This window comes from Jidongwangia harbinensis, assembly GCF_020216025.1.
Lineage (GTDB): Bacteria > Actinomycetota > Actinomycetes > Mycobacteriales > Micromonosporaceae > Actinoplanes > Actinoplanes harbinensis.
On the sequence record NZ_JAIWNC010000044.1, the window covers coordinates 70,938 to 90,249 of the forward strand.

A 19,312-nucleotide genomic window follows, 5' to 3' on the forward strand; every position below is an offset into this window, starting at 1 on the left:
GCGCGGGCGGTCCGCCGGTCCCGATCCGGCCACGCGCCTGAGCGGTGAGCAAGGGTTGTGCCATGCCCTCGACGCTAGGGAACGGGCCGCGGCGCTGCCTCCCCCGGCGGAGCCAACCGGCTCCCCCCAGCGAGGGAGCCGGCGCCGGATCAGGAACGGTCCTCCGGGTACGTGGCGCCGCCGGACGACTCCTCGGTGAGCGGCTTGGCGCCACCCTCGGGCGGGCCGGAGACCGACTGTGCGCCGGCCGCGAGTTCCGGGAACTTCGCGTCGAACGCGGGGCGTTCGGAGCGGATCCGCGGCATCCGGTCGAAGTTGCGCAGCGGCGGCGGGCTGGACGTCGCCCACTCCAGCGAGTTGCCGTGACCCCACGGGTCGTCCACGGTCACCAGCTGGCCGACCCGGTACGACTTCCACACGTTGTAGAGGAACGGCAGCGTGGCCGCGCCCAGCACGAACGAGCCGAGCGTGGACACCGTATTGAGCACCGTGAAGCCGTCCTCCGGCAGGTAGTCGGCGTACCGCCGGGGCATGCCCTCCCCGCCCAGCCAGTGCTGGACCAGGAAGGTGACGTGGAAGCCGACGAAGGTGAGCCAGAAGTGCACCTTGCCGAGGCGGTCGTCGAGCATCCGGCCGAACATCTTCGGGAACCAGAAGTAGATGCCGGCGAACACCGCGAACACGATCGTGCCGAACAGCACGTAGTGGAAGTGGGCCACCACGAAGTAGCTGTCGTGCACGTGGAAGTCGACCGGCGGGCTGGCCAGCAGCACCCCGGTCAGCCCGCCGAGCAGGAACGTGACCAGGAAGCCCAGGGCGAACATCATCGGGGTCTCGAAGCTGATCTGGCCGCGCCACATGGTGCCGATCCAGACGAAGAACTTCATTCCGGTCGGGATGGCGATCAGGAAGCTCAGAAAGCTGAAGAACGGCAGCAGCACCTGGCCGGTGGCGAACATGTGGTGCGCCCACACGCTCATCGACAGGCCCGAGATCAGCAGCGTCGCGGCGACCAGGCCCTTGTAACCGAACACCGGCTTGCGGCTGAACACCGGGATGACCTCGGTGATGATGCCGAAGAACGGCAGCGCCACCACGTACACCTCGGGGTGTCCGAAGAACCAGAACAGGTGCTGCCAGAGCATCGGGCCGTTGGTCGCCGGGTCGTACACGTGGGCGCCGAGGATGCGGTCGGCGGCGAGCGCGAACAGCGCGGCGGCCAGGAACGGGAACACCAGGATGACGAGCAGGCTGGTGAGCAGGATGTTCCAGGTGAAGATCGGCATCCGGAACATCGTCATGCCGGGGGCGCGCAGGGTCAGGATCGTGGTGATCATGTTGACCCCGCCGAGGATGGTCCCCAGGCCGGACAGCGCCAGCCCGACCACCCACATGTTGCCGCCGACGCCGGGCGAGTGCATGGCGGTGCTCAGCGGGGTGTACGCGGTCCAGCCGAAGTCGGCGGCGCCGCCCGGGACGAAGAACCCGCTCACCGCGATCGTCCCGCCGAACAGGTACAGCCAGTAGGCGAACGAGTTCAGCCGGGGGAACGACACGTCGGGCGCGCCGATCTGGATCGGGACCACGAAGTTGGCGAACGCGAACACGATCGGCGTCGCGAAGAACAGCAGCATGATCGTGCCGTGCATGGTGAACAGCTGGTTGTACTGCTCCGGCGACAGGAACTGCATGCCGGACCGGGCCAGCTCGGCGCGCATCAGCAGGGCCATCAGCCCGCCGATCAGGAAGAACGCGAAGGCCGTGGTCATGTACATGATCCCGATCTGCTTCGCGTCCGTGGTGCGCAGCATCCGGGCGAACGCCGAGCCGCGCACCTGCCGCCGGACCGGCCATGGCCGGGTGACGACCGGGCGAGGACTGACAGCGGTCATGGCAGTCTCCTGACCTTGTGGCGTGTCCGGTGATCACGCGCGTTCCACCGGGCCGGTCGCGATGCGAAGATGGCAGCATGGTCATGTGGTCGGGGAGCGACAACATCGACACGGCGGACGGTAACCGCCCCGTGACGATGCTCCCGCACCTTCTCAGCCCCGGGCAAGACCTGGCCGCATGTCGATGAGTGAGCCGCCCAAACCGCGTTCCGGTCTGCCGGGCGCGGCCTTCCCGGCGCTGCTGGAGGACGACATCGAGGAGTTGTACGACGACGCGCCGAGCGGCAACCTGTCCACGCTGCTCGACGGCACCATCGCGAAGGTCAACGCCACGCTGCTGACCTGGCTCGGGTACACCCGGGAGGAACTGGTCGGCCGGCGGCGCTTCGTCGACCTGCTCACCGTCGGCGGCCAGCTGTACCACGAGACGCACCTCGCGCCGTTGCTGCGGATGCAGGGCGAGGTCAGCGGCATCGCGCTGGACCTGCGTGCGGCGGACGGCTCCCGCCTGCCCGTGTTGATCAGTGCCGTGGTCAAGACCGGCAGCGACGGGCAGCCGATGCTGATCCGCACCACCGTCTTCGACGCCCGCGAACGCCGCGCGTACGAGCAGGAGCTGCTGCGCGCCCGCCGGGACGCCGAGCGGGAGCGGGAACACCTCCGCCGGCTGGTGTCCGACCTGCAGCGCAGCCTGCTGCCGGCCGCGCTGCCGGTGCCGCCCGGCATGGCCACCGCCGGGTATTACCACATGGCCTCGCCGGACGAGGTGGGCGGCGACTTCTACGACCTGTTCCCGCTGGCCGGCGGGCGCTGGGGTTTCTTCCTCGGTGACGTGTGCGGCAAGGGCGTGGACGCCGCGGCCGTGACCGCCGCCGCCCGGTACACGTTGCGGGCCGCCGCGGTGTACGACCCGGACCCCGCCGCCGTACTGCAGAACCTCAACTCCGTGCTGTTCCAGGAGTACCGCAGCCGCTCCCACCGGCACTGCACCGTGACGTTCGGCGTCCTGGTGCCGGACGGGCCCGGCTACACCGCGACGATCGCCTCGGGCGGTCACCCGCCACCGCTGCTGATCGGCGCGGACGGCGCGGTCGCCTACCAGGACACCATCGGCGGCACCCTGATCGGCATCGTCGCCGAGCCCCGGCTGGTCACCCGGACGGTGCCGCTGGCGCCGGGCGACACGCTGCTGCTGTACAGCGACGGCCTCACCGAGGCGCGGCTCACGCCGGGCGGACCGCGCTACGGCAGCGAGGCGCTGCTGGAGTTCGCCCGGGGGCTGGCCCCGGCCACGGCGGCCGCAGCGGTGGACGCGTGCGCCGGTCTGCTCGGCGGGCTCGGCGCGATCGACGACGACGTCGCGGTGATGGCGCTCGGCGTGCTCGGCCCGCTTTCCTGACGCTGGGTGACGATCGGACGCCGGCCGGGTTTACCGAACGGCGCACCGGGCATTTCGCCGACCATGCCCGGCGGCACGCATGCGACGCCGGGCGATCGCCGAGGAGTTCTCATGACGTGGGTCAACACCGCCCGGCAGCGGGCGCGCGCCCGGCTCGCCGCCGCCCGCCAGGACCGGACACCACCGCCGTTCACCGCCGGCCCGGAACTGGGTGCGGAGACGGCCGCACCGGTCGTCCTGGTGGAGCGGCCGCCGTCCGCGGACGACGGCCTGCCCCGCGCGGTCCGGGTGGCCGGGGCGTGGGCGCTGCGCTTCATCCTGCTGGTCGCCGCGGCCTACCTGCTGGTGCGACTGGTCTCGCTGCTGCGCGTGGTGCTCATCCCGGTGGCGGTGGCGCTGCTCCTCGCGGCGCTGTTCCAGCCGTTCGCGGAGTTCCTGCGGCGGCGCGGGCTGAACCGGTCGATCTCCGCCGGGCTGGTGGTGCTGGCCGCGCTGGTGCTGGTCTTCGGCGGGCTGGGCCTGATCGTGCGGACCTTCATCGCCGAGTTCGGCAACCTGTCGACCCAGGTGTCCGAGGGCATCCAGGAGGTGCAGGACTGGCTCGCCCGCGGGCCGCTGCACCTGACCCAGAGTCAGCTCAGCGACTTCCTGGAACGCGCCCGCCAGTCGATCACCGAGAACCAGGGCATGCTGACCTCCGGCGCGCTGAGCACCGCCACCACCGTGGGCGAGGTGTTGACCGGCTTCTTCCTGGTGCTTTTCACGCTGTTCTTCTTCCTGCGCGACGGCAGCCAGATCTGGTCCTTCCTGTGCCGGCTGCTGCCCCGCGAGGCCCGGGTACCGACCGCCCGCGCCGGGCACTACTCCTGGCACACCCTGGTGTCCTACGTGCACGCCACCGTGCTGGTCGCGTTCGTGGACGCGGTCGGCATCGGCATCGGGCTGGCCGTCCTGGGGATCCCGCTGGCGCTGCCACTCGCCGCGCTGGTGTTCCTCGGCGCGTTCATCCCGGTCATCGGCGCCACCGTGACCGGCGCGGTCGCGGTCCTGGTCGCCCTCGTCGCCGAGGGCCCGGTCAGCGCGCTGATCATCCTGGCCGTGGTGATCGCCGTCCAGCAGTTGGAGGGCCACATCCTGCAGCCGCTCATCATGGGCCGCGCGGTGTCGCTGCACCCGCTGGCGGTCATCCTGGCCATCGCGACCGGCCTCATCGTCGCCGGCATCGTCGGTGGGCTCATCGCGGTGCCCGTGCTGGCCGTGCTCAACACCGCGATCCGCTACCTGACCAGCCATCCGGAGGGCGAGCCGACACCGGACCGCACCCCGCCGGGGACCCGCCCCACCGACGACGACCGGGCCGCCGCCGAGGAGACCACCGAGCGGGCGGACGAGCGGGGTGACCCGGACGCGCCCCCGCCACCAGAGACCTCGACCGAGCCGGACGTCGCGGTCAGCCGGCCCGGTGCGGGTGGGTGACCACCAGGACCGGCCGCTTCGACTTCCGGATCAGCTCCAGCGGCACGCTGCCCAGCAGCCGCTGCGCCACCGCCGGCTTGGCGCTGGACCCGACCACGATCAGGTCGGCCTTCTCCGCCTCGGCGAACTCCATGATGCGCTGCAACGGCTTGCCGGGAAGCACGGTCGAGGTGGTGACGATGCCGGCGTCGGTCAGGCGCTGCGCGGCCGCGGACGCCGCCTGCTCGGCCCGTTCGGCGTAGACACTGCGCGGCACCGGGGCGAACCGTTCCAGTTCCATCTCGTCCACCGCGACCGTGGCCACCGTGGCGCCGGTCTGCCGGGCGAGGTCGATGACGGCGTCCGCCACCCACGGCTGGTCCACTTCGGGGTTGGCAGCTAGCACGATATGCATGTCGTCCTCCGGGGTCGCCGCACGCGATGTCGTCCCGCTCATGGTGCCCGCGTTGGCGACGGCGCGCACGCGCTCCGCGCGCTCGGCGGGCGCGCGGGCCGCTGATCCCCTACCGTGAGCCTCGGGACGCGAGCGTCGGAGGTGTTCGGCCATGGCGGATACGGGAACACGCGACGAAGGAACGACCGAGGCGGGCGAGCCCACTCTCAAACGGGTGATGGGGCCGGGCCTGCTGCTGCTGTTCGTGGTGGGCGACATCCTCGGCACCGGGGTGTACGCACTCACCGGCCGGGTCGCCGCCGAGGTCGGCGGCGCGGTGTGGCTGCCGTTCCTGTGCGCGTTCGTGGTGGCGCTGCTGACCGCGTTCAGCTACCTGGAGCTGGTCACGAAGTATCCCCGGGCGGCCGGCGCGGCGTTGTACACGCACAAGGCGTTCGGCATCCACTTCCTCACCTTCCTGGTCACGTTCGCGGTGATGTGCTCCGGCCTCACCTCGGCGTCCAGCGCGTCCAAGGCGTTCGCGGAGAACTTCGGCGAGGCGTTCGACCTGTCGCTCGGCGACGGCATCGGCCTGACCGCGGTGGCGCTGGCGTTCATGACGCTGATCGGGCTGGTGAACTTCCGCGGCGTCGGCGAGAGCGTCAAGCTCAACGTGCTGCTCACCTGCGTCGAACTGACCGGCCTGCTGATCGTCATCTGCATCGGGGCGTGGGCGATCGGCGGCGGCGAGGGCGACCTGTCCCGGCTGACCGAGTTCAACACGGCCGAGGGCGACAGTCCGTTCTTCGCGGTGACCGCGGCGACCGCGCTGGCGTTCTTCGCCATGGTGGGCTTCGAGGACTCGGTGAACATGGCGGAGGAGACCAAGGACCCGGTCCGCATCTTCCCGAAGGTGATGCTCCTCGGCCTGTGCGTCACCGGCGTCATCTACGTCCTCGTCTCGATCTCCTCGGTCGCGCTGGTCTCCCCCGCCGACCTCGGCGAGGGCGACGCGCCGCTGCTCAAGGTCGTCGAGGCCGGCGCGTCCGCGTTCCCGCTCTGGGTCTTCGCGTTCATCACCATGTTCGCGGTGGCCAACTCCGCGCTGATCAACATGCTGATGGCCAGCCGGCTGCTGTACGGCATGGCGAACGAGCGGGTGCTGCCGCGGGTGCTGGGCCGGCTGCACCGGAGCCGGCGTACCCCCTGGGTCGGCATCGTCTTCACCACCGTGATCGCGTTCGCGCTGATCTGGTTCGCCGACCTCACCGCGCTCGGCGGCACCACCTCGCTGCTGCTGCTCTGCGTCTTCACCGTGGTCAACGTCGCAGTGCTGGTGCTGCGCCGGGACCGCGTCGAGCACAAGCACTTCCACGCGCCCACCGCCATCCCGGTGATCGGCGCGGTCGCCTGCGCCTATCTGGCCAGCCCGCTGTCCGGGCGGGCCGCGGCGGACTACCGGGTGGGCGGCGTCCTGCTGATCATCGGCGTGGCCCTGTGGGCCGTCACCTACGCGGTCAACCGGTATGTGTTGCACGAGGACACCACGATCGATCCGACCAAGCTGCCCAAGTGACGGCCGTCGGCTAGGGTCGGTGCCGCCGCCGGCCGGGCCGGCGGTTCTTCCACGGGGGGTGCATGTGACGTCCGAGGTCTCCGCGCACGACGAGGACCACGCGGACCGGGAGGCGGCCGAGCAGGTCCTCGCGTTCCTCCCGGAGTCGGCGCCCACCAGCGGCGAGTTCCTCGCCCGCGCGGTACGCCATCTGGTCGGGCAGGCGGGCATCCGCCAGTTCCTCGACATCGGCGCCGAACGGTCCGACGGCGACGAGCCGGGGCCGGCGAACGTCACCGACGCCCGGGTGTTCTCTGTGGACCACAACCCGATGGTGCTGGTGCACGCGCGGGCGTTCCAGGCGATCCGGGACACCGACACCATCCTCGACGCGGCCGGGCGGACCATCGACTTCTCCCGGCCGGTCGCCGTCCTGCTACGCGGCACGCTCACCGCGCTGCCCGACGACGCCGACGCGCGCCGGCTGCTCGAGATGCTCTCCACGGCCGTCGCGCCCGGCAGCCACCTGGTCGTCTCGCACCCGGCCCCGGAGTCCGCGGCCGGCCGCGCGGCCGAGCGGTGGCACACCGGCGCCGCCGGGACCACCCGCGACCCGGACGGCATCGCCGCGCTCTTCACCGGCTGGCGGCTCCTCGAACCGGGCGTGGTGACCTGCGCCCAGTGGCGCCCGGACACTCCCGACAGCGGCCCCGGCGGGGAGTACGCCGGGGTGGCCCGCAAGCCGCTCTGACCGCCGCCGGGTCCGGCTGCGGCCCGGTCACGGCTCGATCAGGCCGACCCGGATCGCGTACCGGGTCAGCTCCAGCCGGTCCCGCAGCCCCAGCTTCTGCAGAATGTTGGACCGGTGCCGTTCCACCGTCTTGACGCTGATGAACAACAGCTCGGCGATCTCCTTCGTGGAGTGTCCCTCGGCGACCAACTTGAGCACCTCCTCCTCGCGGTCGGTGATCGCCCGCGCCGGTGGCGGGTCGCCCTCCCGGGCCCGCTGGAGGTAGGTACGCATCAACTCGGTCTCCGCGCCGGGGTAGAGGAACGGCTCGTCCCGCATCGCCGCCCGGCACGCCTCCACCAGGTCGCGGTCGGCCACCGATTTGAGGACGTACCCGGCCGCGCCGACCCGCAGGGCCTCGAAGAAGTACTGCTCGTTGTCGTACATGGTGAGGAACAGGATCCGCAGGCCGGGCTGATTGCGGGTGAGTTCGCGGGCGGCCTGCAGGCCGGTGAGGCGGGGCATGGCGATGTCCAGGATGGCCAGATCGGGCCGTTCCGTTCGGGCCTGCTCGACGGCTTCGGCGCCGTCCGCCGCCTCGGCCACCACCGTCAGGTCGGGTTCACCCTCCAGGATCAGGCGGACGCCGCGCCGGACCAGCGCATGGTCGTCGGCCAGCAGGATGCGGGTGGGTCCGGTCGGCATGGTCATCCGTTCCGGCTCGGCACGGGCACCCGCAGCCGGACCTCGGTGCCGCCGCCGCGCGCCGGGCCGAGGGACAGGTCGGCGCCGACGAGCAGGGCGCGTTCCCGCATTCCCCGGATGCCGGCGCCCTCCGCGGCGTCACCGAGTCCGGCACCGTCGTCGCGGATCCGCAGATCGATGCCGTCGGCCGTGCGGGCCAGCGCCAGCTCCACCGTGCGCGCCCGGGCGTGCCGGGCCACGTTGGTGAGTCCCTCCTGGGCGACCCGGTACAGGACCAGTTCCACGTCCCGGCCCAGCCCGGTCAGGTCGCTGTCGAGCGTGCGGTGCACGGTGAAGCCGGCCGTGGAGAACTCGGCCGCGAGCGCCTTGAGCGCACTGACCAGGCCCAGTTCCTCCAGGACGCCGGGGCGCAACCGGCGGGCGATGCGACGGATCTCGTCCAGGCTGTTCCGGGTGGTCTCCTGCACCTGGTGCAGCTCCGCGCGGATCGGCGGCGGGGCGTGGCCGGCCACCCGGTTGAGTTCGAGCAGTACCGCGGTGAGCGTCTGGCCGATCTCGTCGTGCAGTTCCTGGGCGATCCGGTGGCGTTCCGCCTCCTGCGCGGAGAGCGCCCGCGCCGCGCTGGCGGCACGTTCCCGCTCCAGCCGGTCGAGCATCGCGTTGAACGTCCGGATCAGGTCGGCGATCCCGGCACGGCCGGTGACCGCGAGGCGGTGCCCGGGACGGAGCAGATCAATGGTGCTCATGGTACGGGTGAGGCGGGCAAGCGGGTCCAGTCCGATGCGCAGCAGTACCGCATTGGCGACCAGCATGGCGACCAGGCCGACGCTGAGCACCACCGCCTCGGTCAGCAGCACCGGGGTGGAGACCGTCACCGGGCCGAGCAGCAGCAGGATCGCGGCGGCGACCAGGACCGCCGCGTTCAGCGTGAAGATCCGCCAGAACAGCGACACGAGCGGTGACCTCCGGGGTCCTCGGCGGCAGATCTCCATGGTGGGCGGGACGGCGCCGGCCGTCCATCCGGGCTGACCCCCACACCCACCGACGATATGGGGGTCAGCACCGATGATGCGCCACCCTCCGGTTCGGCACGCTGGAAGCATGATGATCACGCGAGCCCGCATGCTGTCCCGGTCCCGCCGGCCGGTGCCGGTCCCGGCCCCGGTCGCGCCGCCAGGACCGAGGCGATGAGTCTCGGGCAGCTGTACCTGGTGGCCCTGGTCGGTGGCGTCGCGTTGCTGGCCAGCATCGCCGGCGCACGTTTCGCCAGCCGGCTCGGACTACCCAGTCTGCTGCTGTTCCTCGCCGTGGGCGTGATCCTCGGTGAGGACGTCCTGGGCCTGCACTTCGACGACGCGCAACTCGCGCAGACGCTGGGTACCGCCGCCCTGGCCGTCATCCTGGTCGAAGGCGGACTCACCACACGCTGGAGCGACGTCAAACGGCTGCTGGTGCCGTCCGGCATCCTGGCCACCGCGGGGGTGGCCATCTCGGTCGTGGTGACCGCCGCCGGGGCGCATCTGCTGCTCGGTCTGGACTGGCAACTGGCGCTGTTGCTCGGCGCGATCGTGTCCTCCACGGACGCCGCGGCGGTGTTCGCGGTGCTGCGCGCGCTGCCGCTGCCGCGCAAGGTCACCGGCCTGGTCGAGGCGGAGTCCGGCTTCAACGACGCGCCGACCATCATCCTGGTGCTGGTGTTCACCACCGCGGTCGCCGACCTGCCGAGTCCCGGCGCCGTCCTCGGCGACATGGGGTACCAGCTGGTCGTGGGAGCGGGCAGCGGACTCCTCGTGGGATGGCTCGGGTCGATCACGCTGCGCCGGGTGGCGCTGCCCGCCATCGGCCTGTACCCGCTGGCCACGTTCGCCTGGGGCATCATCGCGTTCGCCGCCGCCGGCTCGGTCAACGCCAGCGGCATCATCGCGGCGTATCTGGCCGGCATGGTGCTGGGCAACGCCGAACTGCCGCACCGGGCGGCGATCAACTCGTTCGCCGAGGGTTCCGGCTGGCTCGCCCAGATCGGCCTGTTCGTCATGCTCGGCCTCCTGGTGGACCCGAGCGACCTGCCCGCCGCGGTACTGCCCGCCCTGGTCGTCGGCCTGGTGCTGTTGTTCCTGGCGAGGCCGGTTTCGGTGCTGCTGTGCCTGTTGCCGTTCCGGATGCCGTGGCGGGAGCAGGCGTTCATCTCCTGGGCCGGGCTGCGCGGCGCGGTGCCGGTCGTCCTGGCCACGTTCCCGATCGTCGCCGGCGTGTCCGGCAGCCGGGACCTGTTGCACATCGTGTTCGTGCTGGTCGTCATCTTCACGCTGGTGCAGGGCCCGACGCTGCCGTACGTGGCCCGCCGGCTCGGCCTGGTCCGGACCGACGCGCTGCGCGAGATCCAGGTGGAGACCGCGCCGCTCGACGTGCTGGGTGCGGACCTGCTCACCATCTCGATCCCGGCCGGGTCCCGCCTGCACCGGGTGGCGATCTTCGAGTTGCGGCTCCCGGCGCCGGCCGCGATCACGCTGATCGTCCGGGACGGTGCCGCGTTCGTCCCGGACCGGGACACCTACCTGCGGGCCGGCGACGAGTTGCTGTTGATCGCCACGCAGCACACCCGGGAGGCGGCCGAACGGCGGCTGCGCGCGGTGGGCCGGGCCGGACGGCTGGCCGGCTGGCACGGGGAGACCGGCAATCCGGACCCGCCACCACGACGGCGCCCCACCCGGCGGGCCGCGGCCCCGGCCGCGCCGGAGCCGCCGGCCCCGCCGCCGGAGACCACCGGCGACCGTATCCACGGCTCGCGCGAGGCGAGCCCCGACCCGGTCGGGATCGCGTCATGAGGCCCGAACGCGGGACGCGGCCCGGCCGGCCGGACGAGGACTCGTGACCGCGGCGATCGTCGCGTGCGCCGTCTTCGGCGTCGCGTTCTTCCTCATCGCCACGGAACGGTTCAACCGCGTCGCGATCGTCCTGGTCGCCGCGGGCCTGCTGGCGGCGTTGCGGATCGTGCCGGGCGAGCACATCTTCTTCTCCGAGCACGCCGGCATCGACTGGAACGTGATCTTCCTGCTGCTCGGCATGATGATCATCGTCAGCGTGGTGAAACTGACCGGGGTCTTCGAGTTCCTGGCGATCTGGGTGGTGAAACGCTCCGGCGGGCGGCCGTACCGGATGCTGGTGTTGTTGATCCTCAGCACCGGCATCGTGTCCGCGTTCCTGGACAACGTCACCACGGTGATGCTGGTGGCGCCGGTGACCATCCTGATGTGCGCGCGGCTCGGGTTCTCCCCGGTGCCGTACCTGATCGCCGAGGTCCTGGCGTCGAACATCGGCGGCGCCGCCACGCTGATCGGCGATCCGCCGAACATCATCATCGGCAGCCGCGCGAACCTCAGCTTCAACGACTTCCTCATCCACATGGCCCCGATCGCGATGCTCACGCTGGCGGTGTTCGCGCTCGCCGCGTGGCCGATGTTCCGGCGCACCTTCGAGTTCCATCCGGAACGGGTCGACGAGATCATGGCGCTGGACGAGCGGTCCTTCATCACCCGGCCCGACCTGCTGCGCCGGTGCCTGCTGGTGCTCGGCCTGGTGATCGCGGCGTTCGCGCTGCACTCGGTGCTGCACATCGAGCCGGCCGTGGTGGCGATGCTCGGCGCCGGCGTCATGGTGCTGGTGTCGCGGACCACCGCGAGCGAGTACCTGGCCGAGGTGGAGTGGCCCACGCTGGTCTTCTTCATGGGCCTGTTCGTGATGGTCGGCGGGCTGGTGGAGACCGGGGTGATCGAGGCACTCGGCAGGTGGGCGGTGGAGACGGTCGGCGACGGCTACCTCGGTGCCGCGACCACGCTGCTGTTCGGCTCCGCGGTGGGTGGTGCGTTCTTCGACAACATCCCGTACACCGCGACGATGGCGCCGATCGTGGAGTCCATCGTGGCGCAGGCGCCGGACCCGGCCACCGGTCAGGCGCTGTGGTGGGCGTTCGCGCTCGGCGCCGACTTCAGCGGCAACGGCACCGCGGTGGCGGCGAGCGCGAACATCGTCGTGCTGGGCATCGCCGCCCGGCACGGCACACCGATCAGCTTCTGGCAGTTCACCCGGTACGGCATCGTCACCACGTTGCTCACCACCGCGGTGGCCTGGGTGTACGTCTGGCTGCGCTACTTCACCTGAGGCACCGTGCGCAGCAGCGCCACCGCCTCCTGCTCCGCCGCGTGGACCGCGAACAGATGCTCGGCCAGCACCCCGAAGTCCGGCGCCACCGGCGGCCGCCGGTCCAGCTCGGCCCGCCGCCGCCACAGCTCCCCGGCCGCCTCGGCGCGGGCGGCCGCCCCGTCGTCGCCGAGCGCCACGCCCGCGGCGACCGCCGCGGTGAGTTCCCGCAACCGCGCGTACTCCGGCACGTCGGCCGGCAGCGCCGCCTCGGCGAAGGCGTGCCACCGCCGCCCGGCCGCCCGGAACGCCTCGGCCGCCGCGGCCGCCCGCTCGCCGAGCAGCGGCGTCACCTCGTCGAGGAACTCCGCGTACAGGTCGCGCAGGTGGCCTCCGCTCATGCCGACCGGCTCGACCGCCTCCCACACGGTCAGCAGCGCGGTGGCCAGACCGCGCCCGTCCGCGAAGACCGTCGGCCACCCCTTGGCGTTCCGCCGGTCGGTGCACAACCTGGCCCACTTCCGCCAGGCCGGCAGCGCGAACGACGCGGACGTGCCGCCCAGATGGTCGGCGCCGTCCCGGACCGCCGCGCGGACCAGGTCGGCGAGTTTCTCCGGCGGGCTCGCGTCGGCCACCACGACCAGCCGGTTCCGGTACGAACTCACCCGCGCCCGGGCCCGGTCCAGCGCGTCGGCGGCCACCGTGAGCGGCCGGGTGTTGCGGTCGTCGATCCGTACCCCGGCGCCGGTCGCCGCGTACGCGACCACCGGATGCCCGCCGTGCGCCTCCAGGTGCGCCGGCAGGTGCCAGTAGCCGACCAGGTACCGGTCCGGGACGACCAGCGCCCGCTCGCCGGCCGCCAGGACCGCCGCCAGCTCGGCGGCCGCACCCTTCGCGCCGGCCGTGGTGTGCACCCGGTACCGGACGCCCAGCCGGTCCAGCGTCCGGTCCGTCCAGTCCAGGTAGTTCCACCGGTTCCGGAACCCCAGCGTCAGGTGAGTGGTGTCGTGCGCGGCGAACTCCCACAGGATGTATCCGGCGCCGAGACCGCCGCCGAGACCGAGGACCATCGCCTCGGACAGCTCCACGCCGCGGTCCGCGAGGAGGTGCGCCACCGCGGCGGTTTCCGGGTGCAGCCCGCCCCGCAGGGTCCAGCCGGAGTCGCTGGCGGGCCGTTCGGCGTCGCCCACCACGTGCCGGCGCGCCGCGGCGTACCGTTCGCCGGTCCGGGCCATCCGGGCCCGGATGCGCGCCTTGAGATGCTTCTGTTCCGTCATCGCTGCCCTGTCCGGTCGCGCACACGCCGGCTCCCCACGCGGCGGCGTTGCGCGCAACCGTCGGTGCGTTCAGCGAAGGACGGTCGCTCTCCCGAGGCCGGACACCCCTTTGCCTCCGCGGGCCGGGCGGCGTGGGCGCCCGGGAGGAGGTGCGGCACGGGAGCGTGCCGACCGCCACGGTATCGCCTCCCCCGCCCCGAGTCGAGAACCGCCTACGCCGGGACGGTGCGGCGGTCGTCCGGCAGGCGGCGGGTCGCGCCGGTGCGGTCCAGCAGCTCCAGCAGCGGCACCGCCACCCGGCGGCTGGTCTGCAGCGCCTGCCGGGCCTCGCTGAGCGTGAACGGCTGCGGCAACCCGGCCAGCACCGTCACCGCCCGTTGTGGCGCGCCGGCCGGCAGCACCACGTTCCCGGCCAGCTGGACCACCAGTCCGGCCCGGACCGCCGCGCCCAGCTGGCGGGCGCCCAGACCCAGTTCGGCCAGCCGGTGCACCTCGGGCGCGGCGAACGGGCCCAGCCCGGCGAACGCGCGTTCCACGGCGGCGACCAGGTCCGCCGGCACCGACGGCGCGCCCGCCGACACCCGGCCGGACCGGAGGAGCAGCGGCGGCCGGACCAGCGCCTCGACCAGCGCCCGGTCCGGCAGCTCGAGCCGGCGCCGGAGCGCGTCCACCGGGACCCCGGGTTCCAGCGGGTGCTCGGCGGCGTGCCGGGCCACCTCCGCGGTCAGGCGTTCGCCCAGCGCCGCCCAGTGGTCCGGGTCGGCGTACCACGGCCCGGCGACCGGCTCGCCGCCCGGCGGCACCCCCATCCGGTCCAGCTCGTCGCGCCGCACCAGCAGGCGGCGGCGCAGCTCACCGGCCAGATCGGGTACGCCGTCCATGGTGTCCAGCCGGGCCGCGCGTTCGGCGGCGGCACCCCGGCGGCCGAGGCCGGGCGGGACCACGTCGAGCACGGTGACGCCGCCGGCGACGTGGTGGCGTCCGGGGTCGCGCAGCAGCGCACGGTCGCCGATCCGCAACGGCAGCGGGCGGTCCAGTCGCAGCCGGGCGGTGTCGGTGCCGAGCGGGCGCACCCGGACCGGTACGGCGGCCGACCCGGCGTGCAGCATCACGGTCGCGGGCAGGTCGGCCACCGGGTCGCCGTGCACCCGGACGTCGATCAGGTCGGTGCGCCGGAACCGGCCCGGGGTGAGCAGCGCCGCGCCGCGCCCGACGGTGTCCCGGTCGATGCCGCGCAGGTTGACCGCCACCCGGGCCACCGCGCGCACGTCCGGCACCGGCTCGCCCAGGCTCTGCAGGCCGCGTACCCGCACCGGGCGGTCGGTGCCGGTCAGTTCCAGCTCGTCGCCGGTGCGCAGCCGGCCGCCGCCGAGCGTGCCGGTGACCACGGTGCCGGCGCCCCGGATGGTGAACGAGCGGTCGATCCACAGCCGTACCGGTGCCTGGTCGTCGGGTGCCGGCAGCCGGGCGACCAGGCGGTCCAGGGCGGCGCGCAGGTCGTCCAGGCCGGCGCCGGTGACCGCGCTGACCGCCACCGACTCCACCTCGCCGAGCGAGCTGGCGGCGATCTCCCGCCGGGCCCGGCCGGACGCGGCGGCCGGGTCGGCCAGGTCCGCGCGGGTGACCACCAGCAGGCCGTGCCGGACGTCCAGCGCGTGCAGCGCCGCCAGGTGCTCGGCGGACTGCGGCATCCAGCCCTCGTCCGCGGCGACCACGATCACCGCGGCCGGCACCGGCCCGGCCCCGGCCAGCATGTTCGGCACGAACCGCTCGTGCCCCGGCACGTCGACGAACGCCACGGTGGCGCCGGACGGCAGCGTGGTCCAGGCGAACCCGAGGTCGATGGTCATCCCGCGGCGGCGTTCCTCGGCCCACCGGTCGGGTTCCATCCCGGTCAGCGCGCGGACCAGCGTCGACTTGCCGTGGTCGACGTGCCCGGCGGTGGCGAGGACGTGCACGTCAGCGGCCGGCCACGGCCAGCACGGCGGCGGTCACCGCGGCGTCCGCGTCGGCCGGCACACACCGCAGGTCGAGCAGCAGCCGGCCGCGTTCCACCCGGCCCACCACGGCGGTGGCGCCGGTGCGCAGCGGGGCCGCGTACCCCTCCGGCAGGGACAGTGCCCACGACGGCAGCTCCAGTTCCGGCGCGCCGCCACCACCCACCACCGCGCCGGAGGCGACCAGCGCGACATCGACGCCGGCCGCGGCGATCGTCGCGCGGAGCCGTTCGGTACGGTCCCGCAGCGCGTCCGGGTCGGCCCGCAGCGCCTGCCAGGTGGGCGTCGGCGGCCCGGTGAGCGTGGCCTGCAGCGCGGCCAGGGTCAGCTTGTCCACCCGCAGGGCCCGGGCCAGCGGATGCCGGCGCAGGCGCTCGATCAGGGCCGCGCCGCCCAGCAGCAGCCCCGCCTGCGGCCCGCCGAGCAGCTTGTCCCCGCTCGCGATGACCAGGTCGGCGCCGGCGCGCAGCGTGCCGGCCGCGTCCGGCTCGTCCGGCAGCAGCGGATCCGGCGCCAGCAGCCCCGAGCCGATGTCCGCGACCACCGGCACGCCAAGCCCGGTGAGCTGCCCGATCTCCACCGCGCTGGTGAATCCGCGGACCACGAAGTTCGACGGGTGCACCTTGAGCACGAAACCGGTGTCCGGGCCCACGGCGGCGGCGTAGTCGGCCGGCGAGGTGCGGTTCGTGGTGCCCACCTCGCGCAGCCGCGCGCCGGTGGAGACCAGCAGGTCGGGCAGCCGGAACCCGTCCCCGATCTCGACCAGTTCGCCGCGGCTCACCACGATCTCCCGGCCGGCGGCCAGCGCGGTGGCGGTGAGCACCAGTGCCGCCGCGCCGTTGTTGACCACGTGCACGTCGCCGGCGCCGGATACCGCGGCGGCCAGCGCGGCCAGCGCGCCACGCCCCCGGCGGGCCCGGCGCCCGGTGCCCAGGTCCAGCTCCACGTCGGTGTGCCCGCCGGCCGCGGCGACCGCGTCGCGGGCGGCCGGCGACAGCGCCGCCCGGCCCAGGTTGGTGTGCAGCACCACGCCGGTGGCGTTCAGCACCGGGCGCAGTCCGCCGGCGGTCGGCGGCAGCGCGGCGACCGCGGCGTCGGCCACGGCGCCGGGTGCCAGGTCACCGGCCCGCGCCCGCTCCTGCGCGACCACCACCGCGGCCTTGACGGTGGCCCGCCCGAGCCGGTCGGCGGCGGCACGCAGGCGGGGATCGCTCAACACCGCATCGGTACGGGGCACCCGCCGCCGCGGATCCACCGAGACCTGTTCCACCGCACCAGCATAGGCGCTCGCTTGAACTCCGTGCACCATACGGAGTACTCTCCACCCCATGACCGACCAGAGCCCGTTCACCGCCACCCACTTCGCCCCCACCGCCGACGACACGGAGACCCTGCTGGCCTGGTTCGCCCGCTACGACGACCACGTGCGCCGCAACGACACCGCGGCGATGGCCGACATGGCGCTCTTCCCGCTGGTGGTGATGACGAACGACTCCGCGGGCGAGTGCGTCACCCAGGAGTGGGACCGGGAGACCTTCCTCCAGGCGATGGGCATGGGCGCCGACCCGTCGACGCGGATCGACAACGAGCGCCGGCCGGTCTTCCTGAACAGCGACCTCGCCGTGGTGGTGACGGACTCGACGGTGACCGCGGACGGCCGGACCCGGTACATGCGCTACGTCGACGTGATGGCGAAGACCGGCGGCCAGTGGCGGTTCAAGAGCATGATCCAGGCCGGCTGGGGCGACATGCTCAAGGAGTACCTGGGCGCCTGAGCGGCGCGTGAGCGGAGGCGGACGGGAATCGAACCCGCCCGGCCCGGATACCGGGCCACACCGGTGTTGAAGACCGGGAGGGGCACCAGCCACCTGAACGCCTCCGCCGACCACCTTAGGCCCTGCCGTGCCTACAGTTCGAGGATGACGACGACGGAGCAACGACGGCTGACCGGGTACGCCCACGGCGGCGGCTGCGCCTGCAAAATCCCGCCCGGCGAGTTGGAATCGGTGGTGGCCGGCCTGGTCGGCGAGACGGCCCCGCGCGGACCGGGTGAGCTGATCGTCGGCCTGGACGACGGCGACGACGCCGCCGTGGTGCGGATCGCGGCCGGCACGGCGGTGGTCGCCACGGCCGACTTCTTCACCCCGGTGGTGGACGACGCCTTCGACTGGGGGCGGATCGCGGCGGCCAACGCGCTGTCCGACGTGTACGCGATGGGCGGCACCCCGGTCGTCGCGGTCAACCTGCTGGCCTGGCCGCGCGACCTGCTCCCGATGGACCTGGCGGCGGAGGTGCTGCGGGGCGGCCTGACCGTCGCCCGGGAGGCGGGCTGCCACGTGGCCGGCGGGCACAGCGTGGACGACCCGGAACCCAAGTACGGCATGGCGGTCACCGGCATCGCCGACCCGGACCGGCTGATGCGCAACGACGCCGGACTGGCCGGCCTGCCGTTGACGCTGACCAAGCCGCTGGGCATCGGCGTCCTGAACAGCCGGCACAAGGCGACCGGCGAGACGCTCCCGCAGGCGGTCGCCGCCATGACCGAGCTGAACCGGGCGGCGTCCGAGGCCGCGCTCGCCGCCGGCGCGGTGTGCGCCACCGACGTGACCGGCTTCGGGCTGCTCGGCCACCTGCACAAGCTGGCCCGGGCCAGCGGCGTGACGGCCCGCGTCGACGCCGCCGCGGTGCCGTACCTGGACGGCGCCCGGCAGGCGCTGGCGGACGGCTACGTCAGCGGCGGCACCCGGCGCAACCTGGACTGGGTACGCCCGCACGCCGACACCGGGGGCGTGCCGGAGGACGAACTGCTGCTGCTGGCCGACGCCCAGACCTCCGGCGGCCTGCTGGTGGCCGGCGAGGTCCCCGGCTACCCCGTCATCGGCGAGCTCCTACCACCCCACCCCGACGGCCACACCCTCCTCATCCGCTGACCCCCTTGGAGGTGGACGTCTCGTCGGCTCCGCGTCGTCGGTACGAGCAAGGACAGGCCCCGCTTCCCGATATCTCCCGATACGCCCGCGTGGCGACACCGGCGACTCGGCAGATCTTGGAGTCTCCGTCGAATCCGGTCCAAATGGGTGACCGTCCTGGAGGCGAGGCGATTCTTGGAGCGAAATGGCCCCCATGAGGGCAACCCGCCTCCAAGATCTGCTCTCCCCTCCAAGATCTGCCCGATTGCTAGGAGGTGGACGAGCGTGCCGTTTCTCTGTTCGCCGGGTTCGGGTGACGTCGCGTGTGGTTTCCCGGCACCCAGCGCGCCGTAACTCCGCACGCTGCCCTCGGGCAACATGGGCTGCGTGGAGTCGCGGCACCCAGCGCGCCGCTGCTCCACACCGTGGCCGGGAGCGGCGCAGGATGCGCGGTGGAAATGCGCAAAAGGGGCACTTGGCCGTCTGTGGCCGGCGTGCGGGTTGAAGTCGTGCAGCTGTGGTCGATACGACCCGAAGTCCACAAGATCTCCGGGGTAGCGAAGGCGCGGTTGCTCATGGACGGTGACCGGGCACGAGGGTACGAGCGGCCCCATGCCGCGCAGCAACCGTCCGCCCAGCTCCGGAGCTCCTCGAAGCCAACACTGTCACCGCTTGACCGAACCCTGCACAGATCTTGGAGGCCCACACGAATCTTGGAGCCGCACCGCCCCTATGGGCGAACTCAACTGGTGGTTGCAACACCGACTAGCTCAGCCATTTTTGCAGCTGGGTTGGCCCAGCCCAAGGTCATGCGGGGTCTTCCGTTGAGTTCGTCGGCGACGTGGTCGAGCCCGGCCTGGTC

Annotated in this window: 15 protein-coding genes, 1 tRNA gene and 1 pseudogene; 8 read left to right on the plus strand and 9 right to left on the minus strand. The window is 72.9% G+C overall.

Annotated features, from left to right (window positions below; all coding sequences use genetic code 11):
• Window positions 1–149: 149 nt before the first annotated feature.
• Window positions 150–1,892 (minus strand): aa3-type cytochrome oxidase subunit I, encoded by a 1,743-nt coding sequence (gene ctaD, locus LDL48_RS36745; RefSeq protein WP_225259766.1) that lies wholly within the window; start codon window positions 1,890–1,892, stop codon window positions 150–152.
• A gap of 178 nt (window positions 1,893–2,070) precedes the next feature.
• Here ctaD and LDL48_RS36750 point away from each other — a divergent pair, with 178 nt between their 5' ends.
• Both LDL48_RS36750 and LDL48_RS36755 read left to right on the plus strand, forming a co-directional pair.
• Window positions 2,071–3,291, plus strand: a complete 1,221-nt coding sequence (locus LDL48_RS36750; protein WP_225259767.1) for a PP2C family protein-serine/threonine phosphatase — start codon at window positions 2,071–2,073, stop codon at window positions 3,289–3,291.
• A 111-nt stretch (window positions 3,292–3,402) separates the two neighbouring features.
• Entirely contained in the window at window positions 3,403–4,767 is a 1,365-nt protein-coding gene (locus LDL48_RS36755; RefSeq protein ID WP_225259768.1) for an AI-2E family transporter, read from the plus strand.
• On the opposite strand, the gene LDL48_RS36760 is transcribed toward LDL48_RS36755, so the two are convergent.
• Complete coding sequence (locus tag LDL48_RS36760) at window positions 4,742–5,161, minus strand: universal stress protein (protein WP_225259769.1); 420 nt, start codon at window positions 5,159–5,161, stop codon at window positions 4,742–4,744. The two genes, LDL48_RS36755 and LDL48_RS36760, sit on opposite strands and share 26 nt — an antisense overlap.
• Window positions 5,162–5,312: 151 nt before the next feature.
• Here LDL48_RS36760 and LDL48_RS36765 point away from each other — a divergent pair, with 151 nt between their 5' ends.
• Together LDL48_RS36765 and LDL48_RS36770 are read left to right on the plus strand one after the other, a co-directional pair.
• The gene (locus LDL48_RS36765; RefSeq protein WP_225259770.1) at window positions 5,313–6,716 is read left to right on the plus strand and encodes an APC family permease; all 1,404 of its coding nucleotides are present in this window, start codon (window positions 5,313–5,315) and stop codon (window positions 6,714–6,716) included.
• 64 nt (window positions 6,717–6,780) lie between these two features.
• Window positions 6,781–7,446 carry an SAM-dependent methyltransferase gene (locus tag LDL48_RS36770; protein WP_225259771.1) on the plus strand — a complete coding sequence of 222 codons (666 nt, stop codon included), beginning with the start codon at window positions 6,781–6,783 and terminating at the stop codon, window positions 7,444–7,446.
• 27 nt (window positions 7,447–7,473) lie between these two features.
• On the opposite strand, the gene LDL48_RS36775 is transcribed toward LDL48_RS36770, so the two are convergent.
• Both LDL48_RS36775 and LDL48_RS36780 read right to left on the minus strand, forming a co-directional pair.
• Window positions 7,474–8,130, minus strand: a complete 657-nt coding sequence (locus LDL48_RS36775) for a response regulator (protein ID WP_225259772.1) — start codon at window positions 8,128–8,130, stop codon at window positions 7,474–7,476.
• Between the two features lie 2 nt (window positions 8,131–8,132).
• Window positions 8,133–9,083 (minus strand): sensor histidine kinase, encoded by a 951-nt coding sequence (locus LDL48_RS36780; RefSeq protein WP_225259773.1) that lies wholly within the window; start codon window positions 9,081–9,083, stop codon window positions 8,133–8,135.
• A 234-nt stretch (window positions 9,084–9,317) separates the two neighbouring features.
• On the opposite strand from LDL48_RS36780, the gene LDL48_RS36785 reads away from it, so the two are divergent.
• Both LDL48_RS36785 and LDL48_RS36790 read left to right on the plus strand, forming a co-directional pair.
• Window positions 9,318–10,955, plus strand: coding sequence for a potassium/proton antiporter (locus tag LDL48_RS36785; RefSeq protein ID WP_225259774.1), 1,638 nt, complete (start codon window positions 9,318–9,320; stop codon window positions 10,953–10,955).
• 43 nt (window positions 10,956–10,998) lie between these two features.
• Window positions 10,999–12,288 (plus strand): ArsB/NhaD family transporter, encoded by a 1,290-nt coding sequence (locus LDL48_RS36790; protein ID WP_225259775.1) that lies wholly within the window; start codon window positions 10,999–11,001, stop codon window positions 12,286–12,288.
• Here the strand turns inward: LDL48_RS36790 and LDL48_RS36795 are convergent.
• The 3 genes from LDL48_RS36795 to selA form a co-directional block, all read right to left on the minus strand.
• Window positions 12,276–13,544, minus strand: coding sequence for a BtrH N-terminal domain-containing protein (locus LDL48_RS36795; RefSeq protein WP_225259776.1), 1,269 nt, complete (start codon window positions 13,542–13,544; stop codon window positions 12,276–12,278). The genes LDL48_RS36790 and LDL48_RS36795 overlap by 13 nt on opposite strands.
• 212 nt (window positions 13,545–13,756) lie before the next feature.
• Window positions 13,757–15,502 carry a selenocysteine-specific translation elongation factor gene (selB, locus tag LDL48_RS36800; protein ID WP_225259777.1) on the minus strand — a complete coding sequence of 582 codons (1,746 nt, stop codon included), beginning with the start codon at window positions 15,500–15,502 and terminating at the stop codon, window positions 13,757–13,759.
• A gap of 1 nt (window position 15,503) precedes the next feature.
• The gene (gene selA, locus LDL48_RS36805) at window positions 15,504–16,811 is read right to left on the minus strand and encodes an L-seryl-tRNA(Sec) selenium transferase (protein WP_225259778.1); all 1,308 of its coding nucleotides are present in this window, start codon (window positions 16,809–16,811) and stop codon (window positions 15,504–15,506) included.
• 58 nt (window positions 16,812–16,869) lie between these two features.
• Here selA and LDL48_RS36810 point away from each other — a divergent pair, with 58 nt between their 5' ends.
• Complete coding sequence (locus LDL48_RS36810) at window positions 16,870–17,316, plus strand: nuclear transport factor 2 family protein (RefSeq protein ID WP_225259779.1); 447 nt, start codon at window positions 16,870–16,872, stop codon at window positions 17,314–17,316.
• Window positions 17,317–17,327: 11 nt separating this feature from the next.
• Here the strand turns inward: LDL48_RS36810 and LDL48_RS36815 are convergent.
• Window positions 17,328–17,421 (minus strand) — tRNA-Sec (locus LDL48_RS36815).
• Between the two features lie 39 nt (window positions 17,422–17,460).
• Between LDL48_RS36815 and selD the strand changes: the two genes are divergently transcribed.
• Window positions 17,461–18,471, plus strand: a complete 1,011-nt coding sequence (gene selD, locus LDL48_RS36820) for a selenide, water dikinase SelD (protein WP_225259780.1) — start codon at window positions 17,461–17,463, stop codon at window positions 18,469–18,471.
• A gap of 721 nt (window positions 18,472–19,192) precedes the next feature.
• Here selD and LDL48_RS45270 read toward each other — a convergent pair.
• Window positions 19,193–19,312: pseudogene (locus tag LDL48_RS45270) on the minus strand (IS30 family transposase); the annotation flags it as partial.

Bases quoted from the DNA above. Each gene is read 5' to 3' on its own strand.
- ctaD (WP_225259766.1), bottom strand. From the start codon at position 1,892: ATGACCGCTGTCAGTCCTCGCCCGGTCGTCACCCGGCCATGGCCGGTC.
- LDL48_RS36750 (WP_225259767.1), top strand. From the start codon at position 2,071: ATGTCGATGAGTGAGCCGCCCAAACCGCGTTCCGGTCTGCCGGGCGCG.
- LDL48_RS36755 (WP_225259768.1), top strand. From the start codon at position 3,403: ATGACGTGGGTCAACACCGCCCGGCAGCGGGCGCGCGCCCGGCTCGCC.
- LDL48_RS36760 (WP_225259769.1), bottom strand. From the start codon at position 5,161: ATGCATATCGTGCTAGCTGCCAACCCCGAAGTGGACCAGCCGTGGGTG.
- LDL48_RS36765 (WP_225259770.1), top strand. From the start codon at position 5,313: ATGGCGGATACGGGAACACGCGACGAAGGAACGACCGAGGCGGGCGAG.
- LDL48_RS36775 (WP_225259772.1), bottom strand. From the start codon at position 8,130: ATGCCGACCGGACCCACCCGCATCCTGCTGGCCGACGACCATGCGCTG.
- LDL48_RS36785 (WP_225259774.1), top strand. From the start codon at position 9,318: ATGAGTCTCGGGCAGCTGTACCTGGTGGCCCTGGTCGGTGGCGTCGCG.
- LDL48_RS36795 (WP_225259776.1), bottom strand. From the start codon at position 13,544: ATGACGGAACAGAAGCATCTCAAGGCGCGCATCCGGGCCCGGATGGCC.
- LDL48_RS36810 (WP_225259779.1), top strand. From the start codon at position 16,870: ATGACCGACCAGAGCCCGTTCACCGCCACCCACTTCGCCCCCACCGCC.
- selD (WP_225259780.1), top strand. From the start codon at position 17,461: ATGACGACGACGGAGCAACGACGGCTGACCGGGTACGCCCACGGCGGC.